Origin of the sequence: Nostoc sp. T09, assembly GCF_002154695.1 — a bacterium.
Lineage (GTDB): Bacteria > Cyanobacteriota > Cyanobacteriia > Cyanobacteriales > Nostocaceae > Aulosira.
In genome coordinates this window covers 12,813-37,226 of the sequence record NZ_MTAV01000025.1, presented here as the reverse complement: position 1 = coordinate 37,226, position 24,414 = coordinate 12,813, and the positions used below count along the sequence as shown (strand labels likewise).

Genomic DNA, 24,414 nt, shown 5'->3' with positions numbered 1-24,414 from the left:
GATCTGTCAACGTGCTTGCGCTGTTTCAGGCATTTAACGTTTAATAAACCTCCTTAACCCCAACTGACGTTAACTTAAGTAAGTGTAGTAAATATTACAATTTAAAGGTGTTTTTGAATATGGCGCAGCTACTCACTGAGGCGGAAATTCAACAACGGGTAAGTGTGCTTTCGGGCTGGACGGTGGAAGGCTCTACTTTAAAGACTACGCGCACCTTTAAAGATTTTATCCAGGCAGTTGAGTTTGTGAATAAACTGGTGAAACCAGCTGAGTCCGCAGGACATCACCCTGATATAGAGATTTCTTATAACAAAGTTAAAATTCAATTAACCACACACGATGCTGGTGGTTTAACTCAGAAAGACTTTGATCTAGCAGCAGTAATTTCTCAAATTAATTAGTAATTTCTCTGGAAAAGCTGACTGTAAAAAATACAGCAGGCAGAAGACAATAAATAATTTTTATGCATAATGTACGCAATTCATACTGATTACTTAGGTAAAGAGGGATTTAGTGATTTCTCTAGCCCTACTCTGAGCTTAAATATATTAGGTTAGTGATGTGACAGTTGTTGAGCCGATCGCTCCTATGTTGCCATGTGCTTGAAATGTTTTATAATGATATGCTATGGAGATGTGTTTTTGCATAAGTTAATTACATCGATTTTTAACATCCAGTTAATCAGTTATTAGCTTGGCAAAAACTAAAATTGTAGTAGTGGCAACTATGCCTCATCCAGAAGTCCCAACAAGATGTCGCATATTTGAGAATTAGGTGCAACGAACACAATTATCTATACAAGGTGTGAGGAGAAAAGAAAAGATGTCTAATATTTTGTGGAAATCCCTGGTTATTAGTCCAGCAGTTTTAGGAGCAACGCTGTTAGTTTCGACAACAGCAATGGCAGCTCCAAATACCACAACAGAAGTATCACCAGCAGATAAACAAGCTGCTGCTGAAGTGGCTCAAAAGCCAGCAGAAATCATAGCTCAAGCAGCACCTACCAGTGATGACGCTAAGGTTTTAGAGCAAGTTACCCGGTACAGCAAAGAGGGGAATAACTCTCAGGCTCAAGTAACATCGGTTTCGCAATTTTCCGATGTTCAACCAACTGACTGGGCTTTCCAAGCATTACAGTCATTGGTTGAGCGCTATGGTTGTATCGCAGGTTATCCAAATGGTACCTATCGCGGTAACCGTGCTTTAACCCGTTACGAATTTGCCGCTGGTTTAAATGCTTGTTTGGATCGGGTTAACGAATTGATTGCCACAGCTACAGCTGACTTGGTGACCAAACAAGATTTGGCAACTTTGCAGCGGTTGCAAGAAGAATTTTCTGCAGAACTGGCAACTTTACGCGGTCGTGTTGATTCCTTAGAAGCGCGTACTGCTGAATTGGAAGCTAATCAGTTCTCTACTACCACCAAACTGGTTGGTGAAGCGATTTTCGCCGTTAGCGATGCTTTTGGTGGTAATACTGGTGATGTCAACAATACCGTCTTCCAAGACAGAGTACGTCTAGGTTTGGAAACCAGCTTCACTGGTAGAGACAAGTTGACAACTCGTCTGGCTGCTGGTAACGCCTCTGCTTTTGATCTCAGAGACCAAAATAACTTGCCTGTAGATACCAGAGAAGGTACACAAACATATCAAGTTGGTAGCACTGGTAACAACAGTGTCAGAATTGACAGATTAACCTATGAAGCTCCCATCGGACCAGCTCAAGTTTATCTTGCAGCTTCCGGTGGACGTCACCATCAATATGCTGCTGTCAACAATCCTTATTTCCACGATGGGGATGACGGTGGTAACGGTGCGTTGTCTACCTTTGCCTCTGAAAGTCCTATCTATCGGATTGGTGGCGGCGCTGGTATAGCGCTGAACATACCTTTTAGTAGCGGTGGCAGTATTTTCAAACCCAGTTCCATCACTTTAGGTTACTTGAGTTCAGAAGCGAATAATCCTGGAGCAGGTTCAGGCTTGTTCAATGGTAACTATTCTGCTCTAGGCCAATTGAACTTTGCTGTTGGCGATCGCTTGGCATTGGCTGCTACCTACGTCCACGCATATAATGGCACAGGTAGTTCCTTATTTGATTCTGGTATCACTGGTACTAATGGTGATTCACCAATTGGCGGTGTCGTCGGTACTCGTCAAGCAAACCTACTAACAGCCGCAGCGAACAGTAATTCCTACGGTATTTCTGCTGCTTTCAGACCAAGCGACAAATTGTCGATTAGTGGCTTCGTTACTTACCATGATGTCAACCAAGTCGGTGCTGGAAATGACTATGAAGCCTGGAGTTACGGTGGTGGTATCGCCTTACCTGACTTTGGTAAGAAAGGTAACGTATTAGGTATTTTCGGCGGTGCTGAACCCTATGCAAGGGGACGGATAGTTCCAGGCGTAGCTGGTGTTGGTGGTAATGCGCCAATCCATGTTGAAGGCTTCTACAAATATCGTGTATCGGATAATATCTCCGTTACCCCTGGTGTAATTTGGCTGAGAGCTCCTGGTCAAAACGACGCTGAAGAAAATGCATTCATCGGTACACTCAGAACAACATTTACCTTCTAGAACCTAGAGTAATGCTCAAGTTTGGATAAGTGTACATAAAAATTTGAACTCTACTACTCCCCGCTATCAGGCGGGGTTTTTGTTTTTGCTGGCGGTGACACATAAACCCCAGTGGAGAACCGGAGTATACTAGAAGAAGCATGAATCATATTGATCCTTCATGCTTTATTCTTCATTCTTGATTGCTACCTGTGGAAATATCGTGTAAGTCTGAATACGGAATTCTGGCCTTATTAGAGATGGCAACTAATTATCAAAGCGGTGAACCAATGCAAATTAGGCAAATTGCAGCACAACAAAACATACCCGATCGCTATTTAGAACAGCTGCTAGCAACCTTAAGGCGTGGCGGTATAATTAAGAGCCAAAGAGGCTCTAAAGGTGGCTATCTCTTGGCGCGAGAACCCAAGAGAATTACTCTCTTCGAGATTTTGGAGTGTTTAGAAGGGTTAGATGTACGGACTGGTCAAACAAACATTAATCATAGAACTGTAGATAGTGGTGTTATAGAAGAAATCTGGCAAGAAGCTTGTCAGGCAGCTAACTCAGTGTTCCAAAATTATTCGCTTCAGGATCTTTGTGAAAAGAGAGATTCCCGGCGACAGTTGGATATCATGTACTACATTTAGTCAATAGTCATTTGTCCTTTGTCAGTTGCCTAATGGCTTATAACTACTGTCTATTGGCTACTAACTAATAACTAAATAACTAAGGAATAATTATGCGGATTGCTAATAACATTACAGAACTCGTGGGACGTACACCTTTAGTAAAACTGAACCGCATTCCCCAAGCAGAAGGGTGTTTGGCTCAGATTGTAGTGAAATTGGAAAGCATGAACCCATCTGCATCAGTTAAAGATCGCATAGGGGTAAGTATGATTAGTGCTGCCGAGAAGGAGGGGCTGATTACTCCTCAAAAAACAGTATTGGTGGAACCGACTTCTGGCAATACAGGAATCGCTCTAGCAATGGCGGCAGCAGCTAAAGGTTATCGTTTAATTTTGACAATGCCCGAAACTATGAGTGGAGAACGACGGGCAATGTTACGGGCTTATGGAGCTGAACTAGAACTAACACCAGGAATTGAAGGCATGAGTGGGGCAATTCGGCGGGCACAGGAGATAGCGAACAAGACGCCTCATGCCTATATGTTGCAGCAGTTTCGCAATCCAGCAAATGCTAAAATACATCAAGAAACTACCGCCGAGGAAATCTGGGAAGATACCGATGGTCAGGTAGATATGATTGTGGCAGGGGTCGGAACAGGTGGTACGATTACTGGTGTAGCAGAAGTAATCAAAATACGTAAGCCGAGCTTTCAAGCGATCGCTGTTGAACCAAGTAATAGCCCAGTATTATCTGGAGGAAGACCGGGAGCACACAAAATTCAGGGAATTGGTGCTGGTTTTATTCCCCAAGTGCTGAAGCTAGAATTGATTGATGAAGTGATTACAGTCACAGATGAAGAAGCGATCGCCTATGGTAGGCGTTTAGCCAGAGAAGAAGGGCTACTATCTGGTATTTCTAGTGGCGCAGCTTTATGTGCCGCCATTCGTGTTGCCCAACGTCCAGAAAACGAAGGACATTTAATTGTAGTCATTCAGCCAAGTTTTGGAGAAAGGTATTTAACTACGCCATTGTTTCAAGACCTGGAAGACAGAGTAGCAGCTAGCATTAGCTAGCTATAAATTTGGATTAATGGTCGATCATAACCACTACGAAATTCTAAAAGTTAATCCCAATGCCAGCCAAGCGGAGATTAAGCAAGCTTATCGCCGCCAGGTTAAATTATTTCATCCTGACAGTAATCAGGAAACAGCAGATAAAGAGCATATTATTAGGATCAATGCAGCTTATGAAGTTTTAGGCGACTCTCAAACTCGCTTAAATTACGACCAACAATTAAAGAATGCTTCTCAGAAATTAAATAGCCGACAACAGCGTACAGCATCTGCTCAAAGACATTACCAAGCAACAAGAAAAACAGGAAAAGATGCTGATGAACTAGTTGAGGAATGGCTGCGCCTCGTTTATCAACCAGTGAATCGCTTATTGGGCCGCATTCTCAATTCTCTAGAAGAGCAAATTGAAACACTAGCCGCCGATCCTTTTGATGATGAATTGTTAGAGGAATTTCAAGATTATCTAATTACCTGTAAAGATGACCTCAAGCAGGCGCAAACAGCTTTTCGTTCCCTCCCAAATCCGCCCAGTCTAGCCAGAACAGCTGCTCATCTTTACTACAGCCTCAATCAAGTAGCAGATGGATTGGAAGAGTTAGCTTATTTCCCTTTAAACTACGATGAGCATTATTTACACACAGGTCAAGAACTCTTCCGCATTGCCACAAGATTACACTACGAAGCGCAAGCATCTGTGAAATAGTCAAGAGTAAAAAACAACTGACACGAAAATTAGTTTATGCTGGAAATAGTAAAAGATTAAGAAATTTTAAATTTTGCTCCCAGTGTACTCATGCAATGCATTGTTAATCGACGTGCTCAGTTTTCGGCAAGTCATCGCTATTGGTTGCCAGAATTGAGTGAAGCTGAAAACATTCAGCAGTTTGGTGCTTGCTCTAAATTTCCTGGGCACGGGCATAACTATGTCTTATTTATTTCTCTAATTGGGGAATTAGATGAATATGGCATGGTTTTGAACTTGTCTGATGTGAAACACGTAATCAAGCGCGAAGTTACCAGCCAACTGGACTTTTCTTACCTCAACGATGTGTGGGCAGAATTTCAACAAACTCTGCCCACTACTGAGAATATTGCACAAGTTATCTGGCAGCGGTTAGCACCTCACTTACCTCTAGTGCGCGTGCAGTTGTTTGAACATCCTGAACTTTGGGCAGATTATATGGGAAACGGAATGGAAGCTTACCTCACCACCAGCACTCACTTTAGCGCCGCCCATCGGCTGGCTCATCCCAATCTCAGTAACGAAGAAAATGCGGAGATTTACGGTAAGTGTGCTCGTACCCACGGACACGGACACAACTATCATCTAGAAATTACAGTCAAAGGGGAAATTGACCAACGCACTGGCATGATTGTGGATTTAGGAGCGTTGAATCAGGTAATAGAAGATTATGTGGTAGAACCATTCGATCACACTTTTTTAAATAAAGATATTCCCTATTTTGCTGAAGTCGTGCCTACAGCTGAGAATATCGCACTTTACATTAGTAATTTACTGCGATCGCCCGTCCAAAAATTGGGAGCCAAGCTTTACAAGGTTAAACTGATTGAAAGCCCGAATAACTCTTGCGAAATTTACTGTGCTGATTCTGAATCAAATTCAGTTAGTGCAACAGCAAGCCAGCCAATATTAGCGCGAGTTTAAGTAATCGAGGATTTGGTAATTGGTAATAAATTTATTACTTATTACCAATCGCAAAATTTGCTACTGCAAGCTCTTTTAAAAATATCGTCGTTGGGCTGAACGTCGCAAATAACGATAAATTAGCCATGCAATAACTGCAAAATTTATATTGAGTAAACTTCTACTCAATATAAACCACAAAACATTTGGGTAAAAAAGTTGCGACAACCGCAAGGGGCTAAGCTTTCTGGACAAGAGAAACAACCCAAAAATTGCATTTCCACCTAACATCAGGGCAAACAACACTAAACCTCTTTGCCAGTAACGATGCTGAGGTGTATTGCCAGAGATTAAGGTAATGGGGGGTTTACTTTCCACTCTTCGCAGTAATTGTTCCATCCGCCAAAACATCCACAACAGCAATGGAAATAAGCCATAGCTGAGAACACCCAATGGTAATGGATAACCCCACGCGCTAGATAAGACATTTACTAGGGCATGACAGATAACAGAATTTAGCCAAGCACTAAAAAGAAAATTTCTATTGTGATTTAATTTAATGCCCAAGGCATAGCCCCAAGGAGCGGAGAACATGGCATGGACTGGGGTTCCAATACTACGATCAAGAATTGATGCTGTGTTGTAGAAAAGGTAAATCCAGTTTTCTTGGGCGGTGAATCCCAAAGCAACAGCTATGGTAAATAGGAAAACAGTGCTAGGGCGTAATTGATACCTGCGTTGTAGATAATAGGTTGGGATGAGCACTGTTACCAACTTACAACCTTCTTCAATAGGCCCTATTTCTATTAGTTGCCGTAGGGCAATACCAGGAAGCGAGTACCTTATATACTGCCAATTGACAACCCAGTTGGCTATAGTTTCAAAAACTATTTCTAAGCTAAGGGCGACAAAACCAGATATTGCCCCAAATATAAATAACAGCAGTAACTTTAAAACTGGTGGGGCAGTGAGGACACGGTAATAGTAATAAAAAAGTAGCAGTAGTGGTGGTATGACTGCCCACAGCAGCAAAAACAAATCAGCCACGCACCTGAGCAATTACAGTGCGGTGACGAGGGCTATTACTGCTGATTATGGGAGTTTGGAAACCCGCCTCAACTAGGGCTTGTTCAATATCTAAGTTGAAGTATTCATCTAGATAAGGTTCAGTACTTTTGAGCAGTGTCAAAATATAAGGTGGCATTTTCGCAAATGCTTCTGATTTGGGATTCATATCCATAATCCCCAAGTAACCGCCTGGACGCAACAAACGCCGCGCCTCTGCAAAAATCTGCTTGGTTGGCGACTGGGGTAATTCATGGCAAACCAGAAAAATCGAAACTAAATCAAATGTTGCATCTGGTAATCCTGTAGTTTCAGCTGGGGCATGAACCCAGTTGATTTGTGAGCTACGTTGCTGTGAGCGATACTCGGCAACAGCTAAGAAGTAGGGAGATAGATCTAATCCAGTGATTTTGGCTTGGGGATAAAGTGCTTGTAAAGCAAAGGTACTCATGCCGACACTGCATCCCAAGTCTAAAATGTCTTGCGGTTCCTGAGGAATTTGGTTTTTCAAGATGTCGTGGTAACTCTGGCGCAACTTTACATCACCTTGCGCTTCAGCACCCTGCCAAATCTTAGCGTGAACAGCATAAGCCGCAGGTTCCACCTCAAAAGCAGCTTGCCAACTCATATTTCCGGTTTCGTAGGCATGGAATGAGGTGAGGTAGTAGTCTGGGTAGGAAAGCTGAGGATTTTTTACTCTAGCTAACTCGTTTGTCCAATCACGTGCTTGCAGTTTTTCTACTTCTTTCGTCCAAGGTACGCCCATTTTTTCGGCACGTTTAATCATCATCTGTCTGGCGCGATGCTTGGCTAGGTTGGCTAAAGGCTTGATTGCCAGTACGCCATTTACCAAGCGGGAAGCTAAACCAGGAGCATTATTTACAGCAGCAGTCATAGATCAATTTGCGCTCAACAGCCTTTTTTACTTATGACATATTTGCTGACAGTCGGTCTAGGGGCTGGGGATTGGAGATTAGGGATTGGAGAAAATGAGGGAGACCAGAGAGTATTATGGTGGGGTGTTGTAAAGTTTAAGTTTTTATATGTGTGGTTTGGCAGAATTACAAAATATACGTAATAAATTTCAATTTGATTTAAGAGAATGGTTTAATAAAGCACATAGTTTTGTAGCAATAAATTCACTTGGTATTGATATAGTACAGGATGAAATCAATACACATAATTCGTTTTATAGTTTTGCTGTCCCAATTTCAACTAGTTTAGGAGAGAGTTTAGCTGAGATTAGTAAACTACAATATTCAGAAATGTTTGCTATTTATTTAACCCATAAAGAAGTTATTACAGAATTATTTTATGGGCGAATAATTCAGTTATGGTATGATTTTCTTAATCAAATAATTGAACAACTTGTAAAAGTAAGTTTTATAGATAGTAGTAAATACCCTAAAATCCATGAAAAAATATCTCCTATTAAAACTATAGATGAAAATCTAAGAATTATAAGAAGAAATTTTGATAATAGTCCTGGTGTAGATAAGATAGATAAGGTTGAAGAATATCTCGGACAAAAAATAGATGAAAATCTAAGGCTACTAATAAAAGTTGCTATTACTGTTAGAAATTTATTAGAACATAATCAAGGCGTTATTCGAGATAGAGATTTAAATGTTTTAAATATTACTGCTATTAAATTAATTAATGAATCTTGTCAAGAACACGATTATTTTATTGATCAGAAAGTGGGAATTTCAATTTATGAAGTATATAGATTAAAAAATATTTTTTATCATACTTCTAACCAGTTGATTCCAAATTAAATACCTAACAATAATTACATAAATGAAGTAAGGTCGCACTAGTGGCGATTTCTGAGCGTTGGTTAACCCAAAACAAAAAGTTTGAGTCAACAGATTATTCGCAACGAGTAAATATCACGAATAATTTATCTTCTTTTATTTTTGAAAAATTGGGATGCTCCCGAAATTAGGGACTTCCAATTTGAATTCTAAATTGTATCTGGATCTATATTTAATTCTCGCAATTTAGCCGCTAATTTCTCTGCTGTTTCTTCTGGGGTTGGTACTAGCTTTCCGGTTGTTGTAAAAAATCGTAAGAGTCCCTGATGAATTCCTAAATATAAACCAAGCTGCTGACTCCAAAGATGTCCTTGGGTATTTGGTTCTAGAGGTTGGTATTGACCATCAACTAAGTGAAACCCGGCAAATTCTAATGTGTAGGGATCAAACCAAAAATAATCAGGGGTGCGAAAGGTATCTTGATAAATTTTTTTCTTTAAATCTTTGTCTGTATTAGCTGTTGATTCGGAAAGAATTTCGAGAATTAAGTTAGGATATCTGCCATCTTCTTCCCAAACGATCCAACTTTTGCGGGTTTTGCGTTCTGTGTCTAGCACAACAAAAAAATCTGGTCCCCGGAAGCTTTCTATTTTGAGTTTGTTCAGGCTGTAATAAATAGTAAGATTCCCCGCAGCATAGAAATCAGTTCTGTCTCGCCACAACCATTTTAGACATTTAAGTAAGAGCATTATTTGCTCTAGATGCAGTTCAGTTTCCAAGGGAGGCTCATCGCTGTATAAGTCACCTGGAGGAAGAATAACATCTTCTTGGATGCCTTGGTCAGGGTCTAATTCTTTGGCGAGGGACATGGCTATGACATTGCGATTTATGGGTTTATTTTAACGCTGTCATGGTGGAGCGATCGCTTCCTGCCAGTTGATGCGTTAATGGGGAATAAACTATCAGTTATATTCCCCATTTTCTATTCCCAATTCCTCTACTTTGCAGTTTTCGGTTTGAGAGCTAACAACATTTCCACTTGACTGGTAGATTTGTCAGGACTGGTAGCAGTCACACCCAAACCCCGAATAGAACTTAGAATAGCGCTGGCTTCTGGCGGTACAGGTTGAGCCACGGCAAAACGATTAACCAAAGTCATTGTTTTGTCCATATCCACGTAGAAGTAGCCGCCATTAGGTTTTTGCAAAGAACCAGTAACGGCTTTAAAGGTGTCGCTATTGTCGAGAGATTGGCTCTTATTTGACGCGATCGCTTGAGCAACGGGTTCACCAATAGCTACAAATAAAGTATCTCGATCTAACCAGCCATGAGATAGTAATGCGCCTTGCTGAGGGACTTGCCATTCAGTTATATCTTTCCCGCCGACATTTCTTTGGGCAACTTTGACCGATTGCTTTTTGATCAGATCATCCAATTTACTCAAAGTGCTTTCCGCAGTTTTGCGATCGTTGGTGTCAAATAATAAAGCTCCCCCAAAACCAACACTGGCTAATATACCTTGATTAGATGGAATCATCCCCAAAGCAAATTCTCCATCCATCCAACCAATAATGTCTTTATCCAAATCTAAATTGACGACTGATTTTAGTTGTTGGCGAACCTGTGCTACTGCTTGGTTAAATTCTGGGTAATCTTTTGACTGTTCTAGCACAGATGACCAAGCACGGCTGATACCTTGTCCACTAACCAAAGCAAAGGTGTCAGTGGGAAACTGCCCAACTATCTTGGCAGGAGTATTTTGATACTGGAATTTGTTCAGTTGCGGATCTAAATTAGCGATCGCTTTTACCCGCAAACCTGCATCATCAACACTTACACCCGCTACCATAGATTTCACTTGCTGCAACTGCTTGAGGGTTTGGGGGGGTAACTGCGTTCCTTGAGGATTAGCGGCTGCTAACTGCTTTACCATACCCGCATAGTCAGGTATATAAATTTGAGCTAGGGTATTTTTGACATCCACGCCTCTAGAGAGTATATTGCTTGCACCTTCTTTACTGGCAAAGGAAGGCTGCCCTTTAAAGGTGTCAATTGCCTGTTCTACAGCTTGCTTTTCAGGAGCTAATATTAATTGGCTATTATTTAAAACTACGCTATAGGTCGGTTTGCCTTTATCTGTGGTTTCTGTAATCTTTTCGCCTTTGTAATCAGATTCCTGGAATTTCACACCTTTTTGTGCCTTTAATTTGTTACCAAAATTTAAAGCAGCAATTTTGTCTTTAATTCCTATTACCAATAAAATATTCGGTTCCGACTGTAACTTGAGCGGTTTATTAGGTGTAGCAGGTGTATTAAATTGTGCAGGTTTAACCGCAGTTGGTGGCAGCACAGCAACCATTACATCGCCAGCCCAAGGTTTTATATCTTTTTCATAAGAAATGTTGCTATCTTTCAACATGTCTTTATTGAATGACTCCAAACCTTTGGCAACTAGCTGTTGTGCTTCTGGAGTGCCAAACTGCTGCAACTTCGCCCATGCTTGTGGGTCAGTGGTAATGTAAGTTGCCATTAATGCTGAAGAAGGTACCACTTTAGCGCTGCCTAGAGCACCTGCACCATCTCCAGCCGGACCTCCTTTAAAATACATATAGGCAGCTATACCTCCTGTCAGGACTACAGCCGCGCCAATAGTAGGAATTAAAAACTTTGATTTACTTTCAGGCATTGTGGTTATCCTCTTTTCCGCCAATTGTTGTCGAGGCGGGTAATAACGTCATTGTAGAGTTTTCAGAATTATTTATAAGTTTTACTAATTTATCGGTAATCACTGATAAAACTAGTATTGCTATACACCAATGGTTATAAACTACTCCTAGAATTACTACAACAGAGTGAGCAGTAAATCCGTAAATAGTGTGTTGTTTAACTTAAAAAATAGGCCGCTACTATTTAGCAGACTATCCTAAGCTATAAAAATACTTGGGAGTATTTGTACTCAAGTGGCATTGATCGAGAACAGACTCTTGATTCGATAGCAACAGAGTGCAGGATATCAGCTTACATCAGGGGAAGCAAATGCAGCAGAGTGATGGGGAAGATTGATTTTAATTCTCAAACCCCAGAAGGTAATTCTTCTAAACTGCTGAGTTGATTTGGGCAAGATGCCCGATCGCGCAATTTTTCTTCAATACATCCAGCCAGAATTATCAAGACATAAGGTTAGTAAGCATCAATGTCTCATTTTTATTTTGATACAGAAAATAACGGTCACAGATCTTTTGAGTTACCAGGGGCAAAACCACATTACAACCCCGATCGCCCCGGACAGGTAGAACATATTTTTTTAGATCTCAGCTTAGATATTCCTAACCAAAGTTACTCTGGCAGTTGTAATATTCGCCTGTCACCAATCCGTACTGGCATTGACAGTTTGACTTTGGATGCCGTCAACCTGAATATTAAATCTGTGCAGGTGGATGAAGTAGAGCAAAAGTTTGACTATGATGGCGAACAGCTAGTTATTAAACTTTCTAGTCCAACTCAGGTAGGTAAGCGGTTATTGATTGCGATCGCCTACTCTGTAGAAAAACCCCAACGCGGTATCTATTTCATTCAACCAGACAAGCACTACCCCAACAAGCCTACCCAAGTCTGGACACAAGGAGAAGACGAAGACTCGCGCTTCTGGTTTCCTTGCTTCGACTATCCCGGACAACTTTCTACTTCCGAAATTCGGGTTCGTGTTCCTAAACCCCTGGTGGCGATTTCCAACGGCGAACTGATTGATACCCAGGAAGATGGTAAAGATAAAATCTATCATTGGTCACAGCAAGAAATTCATCCTACCTATTTAATGACATTGGCGATCGGCGACTTTGCCGAAATTCGCGATGAATGGCTTGGGTTACCTGTTACCTATTATGTAGAAAAAGGTAGAGAAGCAGATGCTAAACGCAGCATGGGCAAAACTCCCCGCATGATCGAGTTTTTAAGTGAAAAGTATGGTTATTCCTATGCTTATCCTAAATACGCCCAGGTTTGCGTTGATGACTTCATTTTCGGCGGCATGGAAAACACCTCTACAACGCTGTTAACCGATCGCTGTTTAATAGATGAACGCGCTGCTTTAGATAATCGCAACACCGAAAGTTTAGTCGTTCACGAACTAGCACACCAATGGTTCGGCGATTTGGTGGTGATTAAACATTGGTCTCATGCTTGGATTAAAGAAGGAATGGCTTCTTATTCTGAGGTCATGTGGACAGAACATGAATATAGTAGCCAAGAAGCAGCATACTATCGACTATTAGAAGCGCGGAGTTACTTTAGTGAAGATAGCGGACGTTATCGCCGTCCAATGGTAACTCACGTTTATCGAGAAGCAATTGAACTTTACGATCGCCACATTTACGAAAAAGGATCTTGTGTATATCACATGATGCGGGCGGAATTAGGAGAAGAATTGTTTTGGCAAGCAATTCACACATTTGTTCAAGATAATGCCCACAAAACTGTAGAAACAGTAGATTTATTACGGGCAATTGAAAAAGCAACTGGACGAAATCTCACCTTCCTTTTCGACCAATACGTTTATCGTGGTGGTCATCCTGATTTTAAAGTCGCTTACTCTTGGGATGGAGATGCAAATTTAGCGAAAGTCACAGTAACTCAAACCCAAGCACAAAATAATGAGAGTAAAGAGTTATTTGACTTAAGAATTCCTATTGGCTTTGGTTATGCCCAAACAGGAGAATCTCCACAAATCAAAACTTTTACGGTCAGGGTAAATGAACGAGAACAAAGTTTCTATTTTCCCCTAGAAACCAAGCCACAATTTATTAGCTTTGATGTCGGAAATAATTATCTCAAAACTGTAACTCTGGAATACCCAATTCCCGAATTAAAAGCACAGTTAGAATTTGACCCCGATCCTCTTTCTCGCATTTATGCAGCTGAGGCTTTAGCGAAAAAAGGTGGTTTAGAAGCAATAAAAGCCTTATCTACGTCCTTAATAAATGATCCATTTTGGGGTGTGCGTGTCGAAGTCGCTAAACAACTAGCCGAAGTAAAATTGGATCAAGCTTTTGATGGGTTAGTCATTGGTTTGCAAGATAAAAGTCCTTATGTGCGTCGTGCTGTCGTAGATGCACTTGCTAACATTAAAACCACCGAAAGCTATAAGGCTGTGAAAGGATTAGTCCAAGATGGCGACCCCAGCTACTATGTAGAATCAGCCGCTTGTCGTGCAATTGGGGCAATTTCGGCTGCTAACTTAGACGAAAAACCCAGAGAAGAAAAAGTACTCAAACTCCTGAAATCTGTTTTAGAAGAAAGACAAGGCTGGAATGAAGTAGTTCGCAGTGGTGCGATCGCAGGTTTAGCGGAACTCAAAACCTCAGAAGCAGCTTTAAACTTATTGCTGGAATACACCAAACCCGGTGTACCCCAAGCTTTACGCCTCGCGACAATCCGCGCTTTAGGAAAAATTTCTGTTGGTCAAAATCCAGTCAACTTGGAACGGATTTTAGAAAGACTAGCAGAACTAGCGAAAGAAACCTTCTTTTTAACCCAAGTGTCTGTCGTCATCGCATTAGGACAAATGGAGACACCCAAAGCCATTGGAATTTTGCGATCGCTGGCTGACCAAACACCAGATGGGCGTGTACGCCGCTATGCTGATGAAGAAGTTACGCGAGTCCAAAGTAATATTGGCACAGACAATGCGCTGCGGACTTTGCGTGAGGAACTCGACCAACTCAAGCAGCAAAATCAGGAATTGAGAAGTCGCTTAGAAAATTTGGAGGCTAAATCTAAGACTACTGCATCATAGTTGAGCAGGCATAATTATAGAGCATTTTTCAGTTAAATAAAGTACACGGGGCACAACATTGTTGTGCCCTTAAAATTATCTGTACTCACCCAATTTTAAATTAAAAGTTTCAATCCCGCGAACAGGTTTCATTAATTTAAAAGCCAGCATGATTTTCTGACCACGGGAGAAGCCGATAATTTGTTTCAATCCCGCGAACGGGTTTCATTAATTTGAAAGTCGCATCGATGGATGTTCCTCCATCATCCGCCAGTAAGTTTCAATCCCGCGAACGGGTTTCATTAACTTATTACCAGACTGACTGCAAGTAATTACCTCATATTTACTCAATAACTTCGCCAAAATATTTTTTACTAGGAATAGTATCCAGTATCATCCAAGCTAAAGTGGTGGGGATTTTTGAGAATGAATATACCGTTTTCCTTGATTAAGTCACCTGTGCAGTAAATAGGCAAGCGTTCTTGATAAGCCTTAAGCGCGAGAATGTAGTCCCGATCAGCTAGTTCAGTATGAATGGGACGCAGTTTCTCAATAACGATGCCAAGAAGAGTGATTTCCCCGCTGAGTTTATCGGCGTTGGGTGTGGCGATTTGCGTGACGACTGCTTGGATGCTGGTGTTGGGTGCATTTGTAATTAATTCACCTAAAATTTCCAGTTGCGATTTGGTTTCTGCGAAAGCGAGAGTTTCCACGACTTCGCCCATGCGACGAGAAAAGTCGATAATTTCTGGTTTGAGAGGAAGTAAAATTTCAAAACCGTCTAGAGTCCAAATTGAAGCTTTATCACCCTGACATTGCTGTTGCTGCCAACCATGCGCGACTAAGTAGGCTTCTACCTGTAGCGGGTCAAGATATTTGAACTTTTCAACATCCGGGAATATAGCTGTCATAGGGATTCTCCTACAGCGATGCGTTCCATTATGATTTTGAGTGCGTCGGGGCTAAATATATTTTGACGAGGAATCTCCACGGTGATGGAAGTCTTGTTATCAATCGGTGGTTGTTCGCGCAAGGATAGCCAGTAACCGCAGCGTTTAAGACATAAGGATTCTTGGGTTTGAGATAACCAGTCTCTTATCTCTTCTGGCACCAAGACGACTATTAATAGTTGTGGCACGAAAGGGTCGTCTTCACGAAGTTCATCATAATTTTTAGTGCTTAGTCGGTATTTGATGGATGTTTCTCTGAGAACGTCTTGGGATGTACATTTAATTTGTACGTCAAATCTAGGCAGACGCTTGGAGTTAATTTTTCCTGGTACAGTGATTGTAGCGTCGATGCCGCTGTCATCTAATCTACGTGTGGCTGCTTGTAGAGAATAGCCAGCAGTTGCGGAGACGGCATATACATACGCATAACTGAAATCTTCTTTTTGGGTATTGAGGCTCATTATTTAGTTTGACTTAGCCTTTGACTCACCAACTCCGCCGCTAACTCAATTGCTGCTTTCATACTCGTAGCATCAGCAATTCCCTTAGCCGCAATATCAAAGGCTGTCCCATGATCCGGCGAAGTTCTCACAAAAGGTAGACCTATCGTGGTATTAACTGCACGGTCAAAAGCCATCAACTTTACAGGTATTAAGCCTTGGTCGTGGTAAAGTGCCAAGTAGCCATCAGCCGGGTTCTGGCTGTGAGTATTGCCATACCAAGCTTGACCAGGTTTAACCCACATCGTATCCGGTGGTATTGGTCCCTCTATCTGTAAATTTGGGCGCTTTTGGCGTTCTTGTTCTAACCAGGGAATTAACCAATCTATTTCTTCGCTTCCTAGTTGTCCCTGTTCGCCGCTGTGGGGATTTAAACCCGCGATCGCAATTCTCGCTTCCTTAATGCCAAGATCTTTCTCTAAACACTCCACCAGCAAATCTAGTTTCTTGGTTAACAACTGCGGTGTTAGAGTATCCGCTACTTGACGTAAAGGTATATGTGTAGTCGCCAGCAAAGTGCGGAGTGTCCAACCAGTGTAAGGCGATCGCGCTACAAATAACATCCCAAAGCGCTCAACACCCGATTTTTCAGCTAAAAGTTCCGTTTGCCCTGGATAATTGTACCCCGCAGCTTTCCAAGCTGATTTAGCGATCGGACCAGTGACAATGCCATCAAATTTACCAGCTAGTGTTTGGGCGATCGCATATTCCATATAAGCAAAACTAGCTGCACCACTAGCTTTATTACCTATGCCGATGATCATTTCATCTTTAATTTTTCTAGGCAATGGCACATCAATAACTGACAATTTTGCTGGATTTGCTAAGGGAGTCTGATTATTGATGAAAGTCAATTTTGTGTAAGTTTGTATTAATAAATCTAAATTTCCTACCACTGTCACATCAAAGTTTTGACTTACATCTGGATCAGCCAAAGCTTTTAAAATCACCTCTGGACCAATTCCCGCCGGATCTCCTAATGTCAGCGCCAAACGTGGGCTATTTTCGCAAGATGAATTTACTATCTGATTTTGATTAACTTGATACATATAATTGATTCATAGTTTTGTTGTCAGCTTTCAGCCCTCTAACCCTCTACCCATCTGGCAATAGTAGGGTTTGACCACTAAACTGGTTTAAAATTATTTACACTGGTCTAATACAAAAGTAGCTGTTAAGAAGCTCCTGGTAGACCTAGTTTACCTGAACTGCCTCAGGCACTTGGTGAACGTACAACTACAATACCTGGGTTTTTGGATTGGCAAAATGAGATTAGAGCAGTAAAGTCTAGTCTAATTAAGCAGACCAAAAAACAGGCAAGCTAAAGGATGACCTTTAGAATCCGCCGTTAGGCATCAAATGCAAGCATGTTTAACGGCGATAACTATCAAGTAAACCATTCGCTAAGGAGAATCACACCAATGGGCGGCGAAATTTTGAATGCAGCTCTGTTGTCCTTCGGTTTAATCTTCGTGGGTTGGGCCATAGGTGCTTTGTTACTGAAAATTCAGGGTTCAGAAGAATAAATCTTTGGGTGAACTGATTTTCAGAAGCCAGAGGCTTTGGTCTCTCTAAAGAAATAGCTTGTCCGGTTTTCGGACAACGCTTTTTTCCAAATAATCTTGGATTAATTCTGAAAATAAATGTAAACTTTTGTTTAGTTGGCTATTCTGTTAAAATTCTTTTCATATAAATTTAAAAATTGTTACAACCCTCATGACATTATTAATCGTCGGTGCCACTGGCACCTTAGGAAGACAAGTGGCTCGTCGTGCTATCGATGAGGGGTATAAGGTACGCTGTCTTGTCCGGAGTACCAAAAAAGCTGCTTTTCTTAAAGAGTGGGGTGCAGAACTCGTATCAGGAGATTTATGTTACCCGCAAACCCTTCCCAGAGCGCTGGAAGGTGTAACTGCAATTATTGATGCAGCAACATCTCGCCCCACAGATTCACTGAGTATCAAACAGGTGGACTGGGATGGCAAGGTAGCATTAATCCAAGCGGCGAAGGCTGCTGGTGTAGAACGTTTTATCTTCTTTTCAATACTGGAAGCTGATAAGTACCCAGAAGTACCCTTGATGGAAATTAAGCGGTGTACAGAACTGTTTCTAGCTGAATCTGGCTTGAATTACACCATCTTACGCCTAGCTGGCTTTATGCAAGGGTTAATTGGTCAATACGGAATTCCGATTTTGGAAAACCAACCGGTTTGGGTGACTGGTGAGTCTTCTCCTGTTGCCTACATGGATACTTTGGATATTGCTAAGTTTGCGATTCGGACGTTGAGTGTACCAGAAACGGAACAACAAACCTTCCCGGTAGTGGGTACTCGTGCTTGGAGTGCTGAGGACATCATTAGTGTGTGCGAACGCTTATCTGGGAAAGAAGCCAGAGTTACACGAATGCCGATAAACTTACTGCGTACTGTGCGGGGTTTTCTTCGGTTCTTTCAATGGGGATGGAATGTAGCAGACAGATTGGCATTTACAGAAGTCCTCGCTAGTGGTAAACCCCTAAATGCCTCGATGGATGGAGTATACCAAGTCTTTGGCTTAGATCCACAACAAACCACCACCCTAGAAAGCTACCTGCAAGAGTACTTCAGCCGAATTATGAAAAAACTTAAAGAGCTAGACTACGAGAAAAATAAAACCAAAAAGCAGAAGTCTAAAAAAACACCTTTTAAACAACCTTCAAAAATTAATAGTCAATAATCAAGAGCCAATAGTCATGAGACTGTGGAGTTTTGACTCTAAACACATGACTACGTTGTCAAAAATGTGTAAGGATTAGCATAATACAGAGCGTCGCCTAAACTTGGATATTTGAATGTGCCGAAAGCAGGCATTATCTACAATGACCTTAAGCCGATAGCGACTCGCATCGCTATCGAACTAAAAGACAAGCTAACCGCTGCCGGTTGGAATGTATGCATCACAACTAGTATCGGTGGCATACTTGGCTACTGTAATCCAGAAAGTCCCGTATGCCACACCCCAATTGATGGTCTGACGCCACCTGGGTTTGAATCAGACATGGAATTTGCTGTGGTATTAGGGGGAGACGGCACTGTTTTGGCAGCGTCTCGTCAGGTAGCCCCCTACGGTATTCCACTATTAACAGTGAATACTGGTCACATGGGGTTTTTGACGGAAGCTTACCTAAATCAACTGCCCCAAGCTATGGAACAGGTGATGACGGGTGAGTATGAAATTGAAGAACGAGCCATGCTCACTGTCAAAGTGCTGCGTGGAGAATCAGTACTTTGGGAAGCACTATGTCTCAATGAAATGGTACTGCACCGGGAACCATTGACCTCTATGTGCCATTTTGAAATTGCTGTAGGGCGTCACGCGCCAGTTGATATAGCGGCGGATGGTGTGATTGTTTCCACACCAACTGGTTCAACAGCTTATTCTTTGAGTGCTGGTGGTCCAGTAGTTATTCCAGGTGTACCCGCGTTACAACTAGTGCCCATTTGTCCCCATTCGTTAGCTTCCAGGGCATTAGTATTTCCAGATACAGAACCAGTCAACATCTACCCAGTTAATATTCCGCGATTGGTAATGGTGGTGGATGGCAATGGGGGGTGTTATGTTCTACCAGAGGATCGGGTACATTTAGAGCGATCGCAATATACTGCCCGGTTTATTCGCTTGCAACCACCGGAATTTTTTCGGATTTTGCGAGAAAAGTTGGGCTGGGGTCTGCCCCATATTGCTAAACCCACTTCTGTAGAATTACCTTAGACAGTCATTAGTCATTGGTAATTTATCATTAGTTCAAAAATCTGACCAAAGCCTTTACACCCCTATCTTGTAACTTTTGCCTTTGGGTTTTTTTGGTAATTTCCTTCCAGAATTGCTGGTGTGGTCATGGTATTTGGAACTAGTGAGTAAAATTGCACCTGGTTAATTTGATGGGTAATACCTGCAAATGCTAAAACATCTGAAACGGCATATTATACCAAGTTACAGTCGGATACATAACTTATCTTCATTCTGAGCACAACTATGCCTAGAATGGTAACTTTTGGGATAAAGTCAGGATTCCACATCAGAAACTTGTAAATTACATCTCTAGCTTATGTACGTTAGTACAATCCAAATTCTGCACTTAACATCGCAATATTGATATGACAGTTGCTCACAGTCCTTGTGTTTTGGTAATTGAAACCGATGAAAGCCTAGCCGGTCAGCTTTCTTTTGATTTGCAAGAGGCTGGCTATGACTCCATTTTGGCTCATGACGCCATCAGCGGTTTACAATACAGTCGCGATCGCCAACCTGCTTTAATTGTTCTAGACAGAATGCTAGCAGGGGAATCAGGACTCTCATTGTGCAAAAATCTCAGAAACTCTGGGATGCGCTCTCCCGTACTAGTGCTGATGGCACGGGATACCGTTGATGATCGGGTAGCTTGTTTAGAAGCCGGAGCCGATGACTACATTCTTAAGCCTTACCGCTCAGAAGACTTTTTAAAGTTGATTCGTCTCTACTTAAAACCCGATATCGATACCACAGAACAGTTACGTTTTGGGGAGCTAGTCTTAGATATAAGCAGCCGTCGAGCCATACATAATGGACGGGTAATTGACTTAACCATGAAGGAATTTGAACTCTTAAAGTTCTTAATGGAACATCCTCGTGAAGTGTTAACCCGCGAACAAATTCTCGAAAATGTATGGGGTTACGACTTTATGGGGGAGTCAAATGTGATTGAAGTGTACATTCGTTACTTACGCTTAAAAATCGAAGATGAAGGCCAAAAGCGTCTCATTCAAACAGTCAGAGGCGTAGGGTACGTTTTAAGAGAATCTTAAAAGCCAATGGCAGGAGTAACAAAGACTACAGAGCAATTATTCGACAATCCCACCCCTAAAAAGGTGGGATTCTTGATTCAACGAGTATATTGTGGCAGTTGAGTGCAATATAACTTGGAGTTGGGAAAGCCTGAACGGTTAAGGGATAAGAGTTTGGTTCGTTGTGAAAAGTTTTATGTACTTTATCCCAGCAAATCTGCTATAAATTGTGAGCTTTCTTGCTTAATATTTTGTAAAATCGTAATCTCAATTACAAAATTGGTACTTTTATGTTGCGTGGACTTAGTTTGTTTTCAATATTGCTGAGTGTTTTGCTGATGGGCTGTTCTCCACCAACTACAGCTAAACCTCCTACGGCCACATCTGATTCTCAAACTCAAGCACCAGTATCAGCTGGTCAAAAACTACCGATTTCTGCCGAAGCTATTGTTCCTAATGGCACTAAGGTGCAGTTGGAAGTGGCACAGACACCGAAACAGCAGGAAATAGGTTTGATGTATCGGACATCTTTGCCAGATAACCAAGGGATGTTGTTTAAGTTTCCTTCAGCACAACCAGTTAGGTTCTGGATGAAGAATACGCTCATCCCTCTAGATATAGTCTTTATGCAGAATGGGGTTGTCAAGTATATCCAAACTTCTGCTCCTCCTTGCATTAAGGAGCCTTGCCCTACATACGGTCCCAACACACCTATTGATACAGTAATTGAACTGCGGTCTGGACGAGCTACTGAATTAAGGTTAAAGGTTGGAGATAGTATCAAAATTAATGTCTTATAAACAGCAAATTTACGTAGAAGCAGGTTTGTTGGTTGCTTTTTTAAACAATTGTAAAATCTAAACAAATAATGTAGATGTAAAAAAAATATCACGTAATTTGGTATAATATGCGATCACAAAGCGACTATTGAATAGATTGCCAATTATTGGAAGCTCTTCTTTCCCCACGGTAGAATCAGAGCTTTAAGCTTTCTCCTTCAAAGATCTTCCTTTTGGTGTACGTGCAAATAGGCGTTAATAAGAGACTATAAGCTAAGGAATATTTGTTACCACATGTCTAATTAAAATAAGATCCTACCTTTACTAAAAATGAAACCAATTTGATCTGAGAAAAGTGCTACTGGAGCATCTCTCAGGCAATTAGCTCGAGAGTTGAGCTTTTGTGCTTCTCTCAATCAGAGCAATTTCTTTAAGGTAAATTTAGACAAGATTTGCTGTGGTATTTAAGTATTAATGCCATAGTGACAGATAAGATACTGGCTAATGGCTACTGAGAAATGGCGAACTGATATATGACAATACACTCTGCACAAGGAGGTGAGATACAAATGTCACCATCAAAGTATTCTCGGCTGATTCATTTTTTGCAAGAAGATTTGGCAATTTCTACAGCTTCTTTGTCCGTGGCTTTGCGGCATAGAGAGCAAGATCCAGGCCCTTTACCTATGATACTTTGGCAGTATGGTTTGATTACTCTCGATCAGCTAGAGCAAATTTATGATTGGCTGGAGACGGCATAGATATGAATAGCTCATGTAGGAGAATCGAGGTATGTCAAATCAATTACGCCGATCACAAAGGCTAATAGAAAAGGAAACAAACTTTTACCCTGACTATTTGTTTAGTTTAAAACCAAAAGAGCGAGTTAGATATTCAACTCGCTCTTTTGATTTAGTTATGAGTGATGAGTGTTGCGAATCTGAACAATCCTCATCACGTGATTGTGAACGAGTTGCTGGATAAATTTTTGAGTCATCAATCTGTCACAATTATTTTTCAAATTGCTACAAGAAAGTTATGGCTCGATATTGACAAAATACTCTAGCCGCCACCGCTACACTTGCTACTAGAGCATTAGTCCAGTAGAAGTAATTAACACAAGACGTAGGATATGGAGAATGCATTACCAAAGCATTCGGAATGAAAATATGAATACCTACCGAAGCAACAACGCTTTGCGATCGCCAAAAATTATTTCCCAAATGTTGCGCCTGAAATAACTGGTTTATCGAACTTTATAGATTTGTACTTTTGTAATAACTATTAGTGCATCGGCTCTCTAGAGAGAAGTTTTCGTAGCCAAGTTCAGCTACAAATAAGCGCGCATACAAGTCACATTATTAGGTGGTTGTGGTAGCAAGCGATTCAACGCCAAACCAATAAAAACCTATCACACAATACCTGTCACTCAAGGTAGTTTTGACGACACAGAAAATCTGATGCACCGATATAAAGCTTGTCACACAGGTACAGTCTAAAACCGTGAAAAATGACTGCAACTAAGGCTTGAGCTTTGCGATTAGAAACAGTTACGTATGGTTTTTAGAGGAGGAAAGAGGAGTGGCCCTCTTTCCTCCCCTGCTCAAGAGTTGTTATTCAGGAGCAACAGCTTTTTCAGCATGATGGTTGATCGACCAACGATGGTCAATCGCTACAGAGGAAAACTGGCAAATTTCTTCCAGGTGCTTTTGTTGGGCAGCTGCTTTACGCAGACTAATAATTAGCTGATTCACCTGATGCCGCAAATCCGGATTTTGACTTACTGCTGACATCGTTTGTCTTTCTAAAAGTTGCAGTATAAGTTCGTAGTGGATAGGTGAGGGCAGAGGAATTTGCTCCATGAAGTTTATTGTTTTTTTTAATAAGGGATTTTTGGATAAGCCAAAGTTTTTTGCTACTAACTAAATTGTTACATAGGCAACCAGTATTTGCTTAACCCTTAGATAGAGTAGGCTATGAAGATTTAGCAAAGAGATTGGCAATTGCTAGCTCTGGCTCTGATTGTTTAACTAAAGACTCACCAATAAGCACGGCAGATGCGCCAGCTGTTGATACTAAACTTAAATCATCTGCTTTATGTAAACCTGACTCGCTCACAACCAAGATGTTCCGTTCTTGCAACTGCTTACCTCTTTGGGCAAGTAGTTGACAAGTTGTTTGCAAGTCTACAGAAAAATCTTCTAAATTGCGATTGTTAATTCCTACCAAAGTGACGCCATCTAAGGCTAACACACGGTCAAGTTCTGCCAAACTATGCACTTCAATTAAAGCTGCCATGTTGAGAGAATTGGCAATTTTCACGAAGTACTGCAAATCTTGATCGCTGAGTATAGCGGCAATCAATAAAACTGCATCTGCCCCCCGAATGCGTGCTAAGTACATCTGATAAGGATAGATAATAAAATCTTTACACAACAAAGGTAAATCTACTACAGTCCGAACCTTTGCTAAATTGTCAAAGCTGCCTTGAAAGAATTTCTCATCTGTTAGTACAGAAAGACAACTAGCACCTCCTTGTTGATAAGAAAGCGCGATCGCAGTTGGGTCAAAATTCTCCCGTAAAACACCTTTACTAGGCGAAGCTTTTTTAACTTCTGCAATCAATGCTGGTTTTGTCTTACCTTGTCGTAGCGCCCCCACAAAATCACGAGTTGGCGGTGCAGTGAGTGCTTGCTTTTGCAATTCCCGCAAAGGTACTCTTTCCCGCATTTGGTCAACTTCTATTTCTTTTTGCCAAACAATTTCCTCCAAAATGTTATTTGGCTCTGCACCTGGCACAGCAACCTGATAACTTAAATATGAAACAGCAATAGGTGTACTAGGTGAACGGCGACGGATTTGCATATTTGTCAAGGGTCAAGGGT

24 protein-coding genes are annotated in these 24,414 nt (G+C 41.4%); 14 read left to right on the top strand and 10 right to left on the bottom strand.

From position 1 onward, the window contains the following. Window positions 1-119 precede the first annotated feature (119 nt). The 6 genes from BV372_RS07570 (at window position 120) to BV372_RS07545 (ending at window position 5,927) form a co-directional block, all read left to right on the top strand. Window positions 120-401, top strand: coding sequence for a 4a-hydroxytetrahydrobiopterin dehydratase (locus tag BV372_RS07570; protein ID WP_086685467.1), 282 nt, complete (start codon window positions 120-122; stop codon window positions 399-401). A gap of 421 nt (window positions 402-822) precedes the next feature. Beyond that, a complete protein-coding gene (locus tag BV372_RS07565) occupies window positions 823-2,577 on the top strand; it encodes an iron uptake porin (RefSeq protein ID WP_086685465.1) in 1,755 nt (584 codons plus the stop codon). A 191-nt stretch (window positions 2,578-2,768) separates the two neighbouring features. Further along, on the top strand, window positions 2,769-3,206 hold the full coding sequence (locus BV372_RS07560; protein ID WP_086685463.1) for an Rrf2 family transcriptional regulator: 438 nt from the start codon (window positions 2,769-2,771) through the stop codon (window positions 3,204-3,206). Between the two features lie 92 nt (window positions 3,207-3,298). Then, a complete protein-coding gene (cysK, locus tag BV372_RS07555) occupies window positions 3,299-4,261 on the top strand; it encodes a cysteine synthase A (protein WP_086685461.1) in 963 nt (320 codons plus the stop codon). Window positions 4,262-4,277: 16 nt separating this feature from the next. After that, entirely contained in the window at window positions 4,278-4,964 is a 687-nt protein-coding gene (locus BV372_RS07550) for a J domain-containing protein (RefSeq protein WP_086685459.1), read from the top strand. A gap of 90 nt (window positions 4,965-5,054) precedes the next feature. Continuing rightward, a complete protein-coding gene (locus BV372_RS07545; protein ID WP_086685457.1) occupies window positions 5,055-5,927 on the top strand; it encodes a 6-carboxytetrahydropterin synthase in 873 nt (290 codons plus the stop codon). A 75-nt stretch (window positions 5,928-6,002) separates the two neighbouring features. Here BV372_RS07545 and BV372_RS07540 read toward each other — a convergent pair whose 3' ends face one another. Both BV372_RS07540 and BV372_RS07535 read right to left on the bottom strand, forming a co-directional pair. Continuing rightward, on the bottom strand, window positions 6,003-6,953 hold the full coding sequence (locus BV372_RS07540; RefSeq protein ID WP_086685455.1) for a PrsW family glutamic-type intramembrane protease: 951 nt from the start codon (window positions 6,951-6,953) through the stop codon (window positions 6,003-6,005). Continuing rightward, window positions 6,946-7,866 (bottom strand): class I SAM-dependent methyltransferase, encoded by a 921-nt coding sequence (locus BV372_RS07535; RefSeq protein WP_086685453.1) that lies wholly within the window; start codon window positions 7,864-7,866, stop codon window positions 6,946-6,948. Before BV372_RS07535 ends, BV372_RS07540 begins: the two co-directional genes overlap by 8 nt. 148 nt (window positions 7,867-8,014) lie before the next feature. On the opposite strand from BV372_RS07535, the gene BV372_RS07530 reads away from it, so the two are divergent. Next, window positions 8,015-8,749: a hypothetical protein gene (locus tag BV372_RS07530; protein WP_086685451.1), complete on the top strand. Its 735-nt coding sequence runs from the start codon at window positions 8,015-8,017 to the stop codon at window positions 8,747-8,749. Between the two features lie 188 nt (window positions 8,750-8,937). On the opposite strand, the gene BV372_RS07525 is transcribed toward BV372_RS07530, so the two are convergent. Then, window positions 8,938-9,597 carry a Uma2 family endonuclease gene (locus tag BV372_RS07525; RefSeq protein WP_086685449.1) on the bottom strand — a complete coding sequence of 220 codons (660 nt, stop codon included), beginning with the start codon at window positions 9,595-9,597 and terminating at the stop codon, window positions 8,938-8,940. A 128-nt stretch (window positions 9,598-9,725) separates the two neighbouring features. After that, window positions 9,726-11,414 (bottom strand): DUF3352 domain-containing protein, encoded by a 1,689-nt coding sequence (locus tag BV372_RS07520; protein WP_086685447.1) that lies wholly within the window; start codon window positions 11,412-11,414, stop codon window positions 9,726-9,728. 507 nt (window positions 11,415-11,921) lie between these two features. On the opposite strand from BV372_RS07520, the gene BV372_RS07515 reads away from it, so the two are divergent. Further along, the gene (locus tag BV372_RS07515) at window positions 11,922-14,519 is read left to right on the top strand and encodes a M1 family metallopeptidase (protein WP_086685445.1); all 2,598 of its coding nucleotides are present in this window, start codon (window positions 11,922-11,924) and stop codon (window positions 14,517-14,519) included. Between the two features lie 353 nt (window positions 14,520-14,872). Here BV372_RS07515 and BV372_RS07510 read toward each other — a convergent pair whose 3' ends face one another. The 3 genes from BV372_RS07510 to pdxA are packed head-to-tail and all read right to left on the bottom strand — an operon-like array spanning window position 14,873 to window position 16,997. After that, window positions 14,873-15,409 (bottom strand): hypothetical protein, encoded by a 537-nt coding sequence (locus tag BV372_RS07510; protein ID WP_086685443.1) that lies wholly within the window; start codon window positions 15,407-15,409, stop codon window positions 14,873-14,875. Further along, a complete protein-coding gene (locus BV372_RS07505) occupies window positions 15,406-15,909 on the bottom strand; it encodes a DUF4365 domain-containing protein (RefSeq protein ID WP_086685442.1) in 504 nt (167 codons plus the stop codon). The genes BV372_RS07510 and BV372_RS07505 overlap by 4 nt, the downstream gene beginning before the upstream one ends. Next, window positions 15,909-16,997, bottom strand: a complete 1,089-nt coding sequence (gene pdxA / locus BV372_RS07500) for a 4-hydroxythreonine-4-phosphate dehydrogenase PdxA (RefSeq protein ID WP_086685440.1) — start codon at window positions 16,995-16,997, stop codon at window positions 15,909-15,911. The genes BV372_RS07505 and pdxA overlap by 1 nt, the downstream gene beginning before the upstream one ends. Before the next feature lie 372 nt (window positions 16,998-17,369). Between pdxA and BV372_RS07495 the strand changes: the two genes are divergently transcribed. From BV372_RS07495 to BV372_RS07470, 6 genes are all read left to right on the top strand, one after another. Further along, window positions 17,370-17,474, top strand: a complete 105-nt coding sequence (locus BV372_RS07495) for a PetM family cytochrome b6-f complex subunit 7 (protein WP_086685438.1) — start codon at window positions 17,370-17,372, stop codon at window positions 17,472-17,474. A 190-nt stretch (window positions 17,475-17,664) separates the two neighbouring features. Further along, on the top strand, window positions 17,665-18,663 hold the full coding sequence (locus tag BV372_RS07490) for an SDR family oxidoreductase (protein WP_086685436.1): 999 nt from the start codon (window positions 17,665-17,667) through the stop codon (window positions 18,661-18,663). Window positions 18,664-18,780: 117 nt separating this feature from the next. Next, complete coding sequence (locus BV372_RS07485) at window positions 18,781-19,698, top strand: NAD(+) kinase (protein WP_086685434.1); 918 nt, start codon at window positions 18,781-18,783, stop codon at window positions 19,696-19,698. A gap of 386 nt (window positions 19,699-20,084) precedes the next feature. Then, a complete protein-coding gene (gene nblR / locus BV372_RS07480; RefSeq protein ID WP_086685432.1) occupies window positions 20,085-20,771 on the top strand; it encodes a response regulator transcription factor NblR in 687 nt (228 codons plus the stop codon). 269 nt (window positions 20,772-21,040) lie between these two features. Continuing rightward, window positions 21,041-21,550: a DUF192 domain-containing protein gene (locus BV372_RS07475; RefSeq protein WP_086685430.1), complete on the top strand. Its 510-nt coding sequence runs from the start codon at window positions 21,041-21,043 to the stop codon at window positions 21,548-21,550. 512 nt (window positions 21,551-22,062) lie between these two features. Further along, a complete protein-coding gene (locus BV372_RS07470; protein ID WP_086685427.1) occupies window positions 22,063-22,290 on the top strand; it encodes a DUF2949 domain-containing protein in 228 nt (75 codons plus the stop codon). Window positions 22,291-22,554: 264 nt separating this feature from the next. Here the strand turns inward: BV372_RS07470 and BV372_RS35080 are convergent, their stop codons facing one another. The 3 genes from BV372_RS35080 to trpC form a co-directional block, all read right to left on the bottom strand. Then, window positions 22,555-22,752 carry a hypothetical protein gene (locus tag BV372_RS35080; protein ID WP_143845009.1) on the bottom strand — a complete coding sequence of 66 codons (198 nt, stop codon included), beginning with the start codon at window positions 22,750-22,752 and terminating at the stop codon, window positions 22,555-22,557. Between the two features lie 390 nt (window positions 22,753-23,142). Then, entirely contained in the window at window positions 23,143-23,391 is a 249-nt protein-coding gene (locus BV372_RS07465) for a DUF5340 domain-containing protein (RefSeq protein ID WP_086685425.1), read from the bottom strand. A 112-nt stretch (window positions 23,392-23,503) separates the two neighbouring features. Beyond that, the gene (trpC, locus tag BV372_RS07460; RefSeq protein WP_086685423.1) at window positions 23,504-24,394 is read right to left on the bottom strand and encodes an indole-3-glycerol phosphate synthase TrpC; all 891 of its coding nucleotides are present in this window, start codon (window positions 24,392-24,394) and stop codon (window positions 23,504-23,506) included. Window positions 24,395-24,414: the final 20 nt, after the last annotated feature.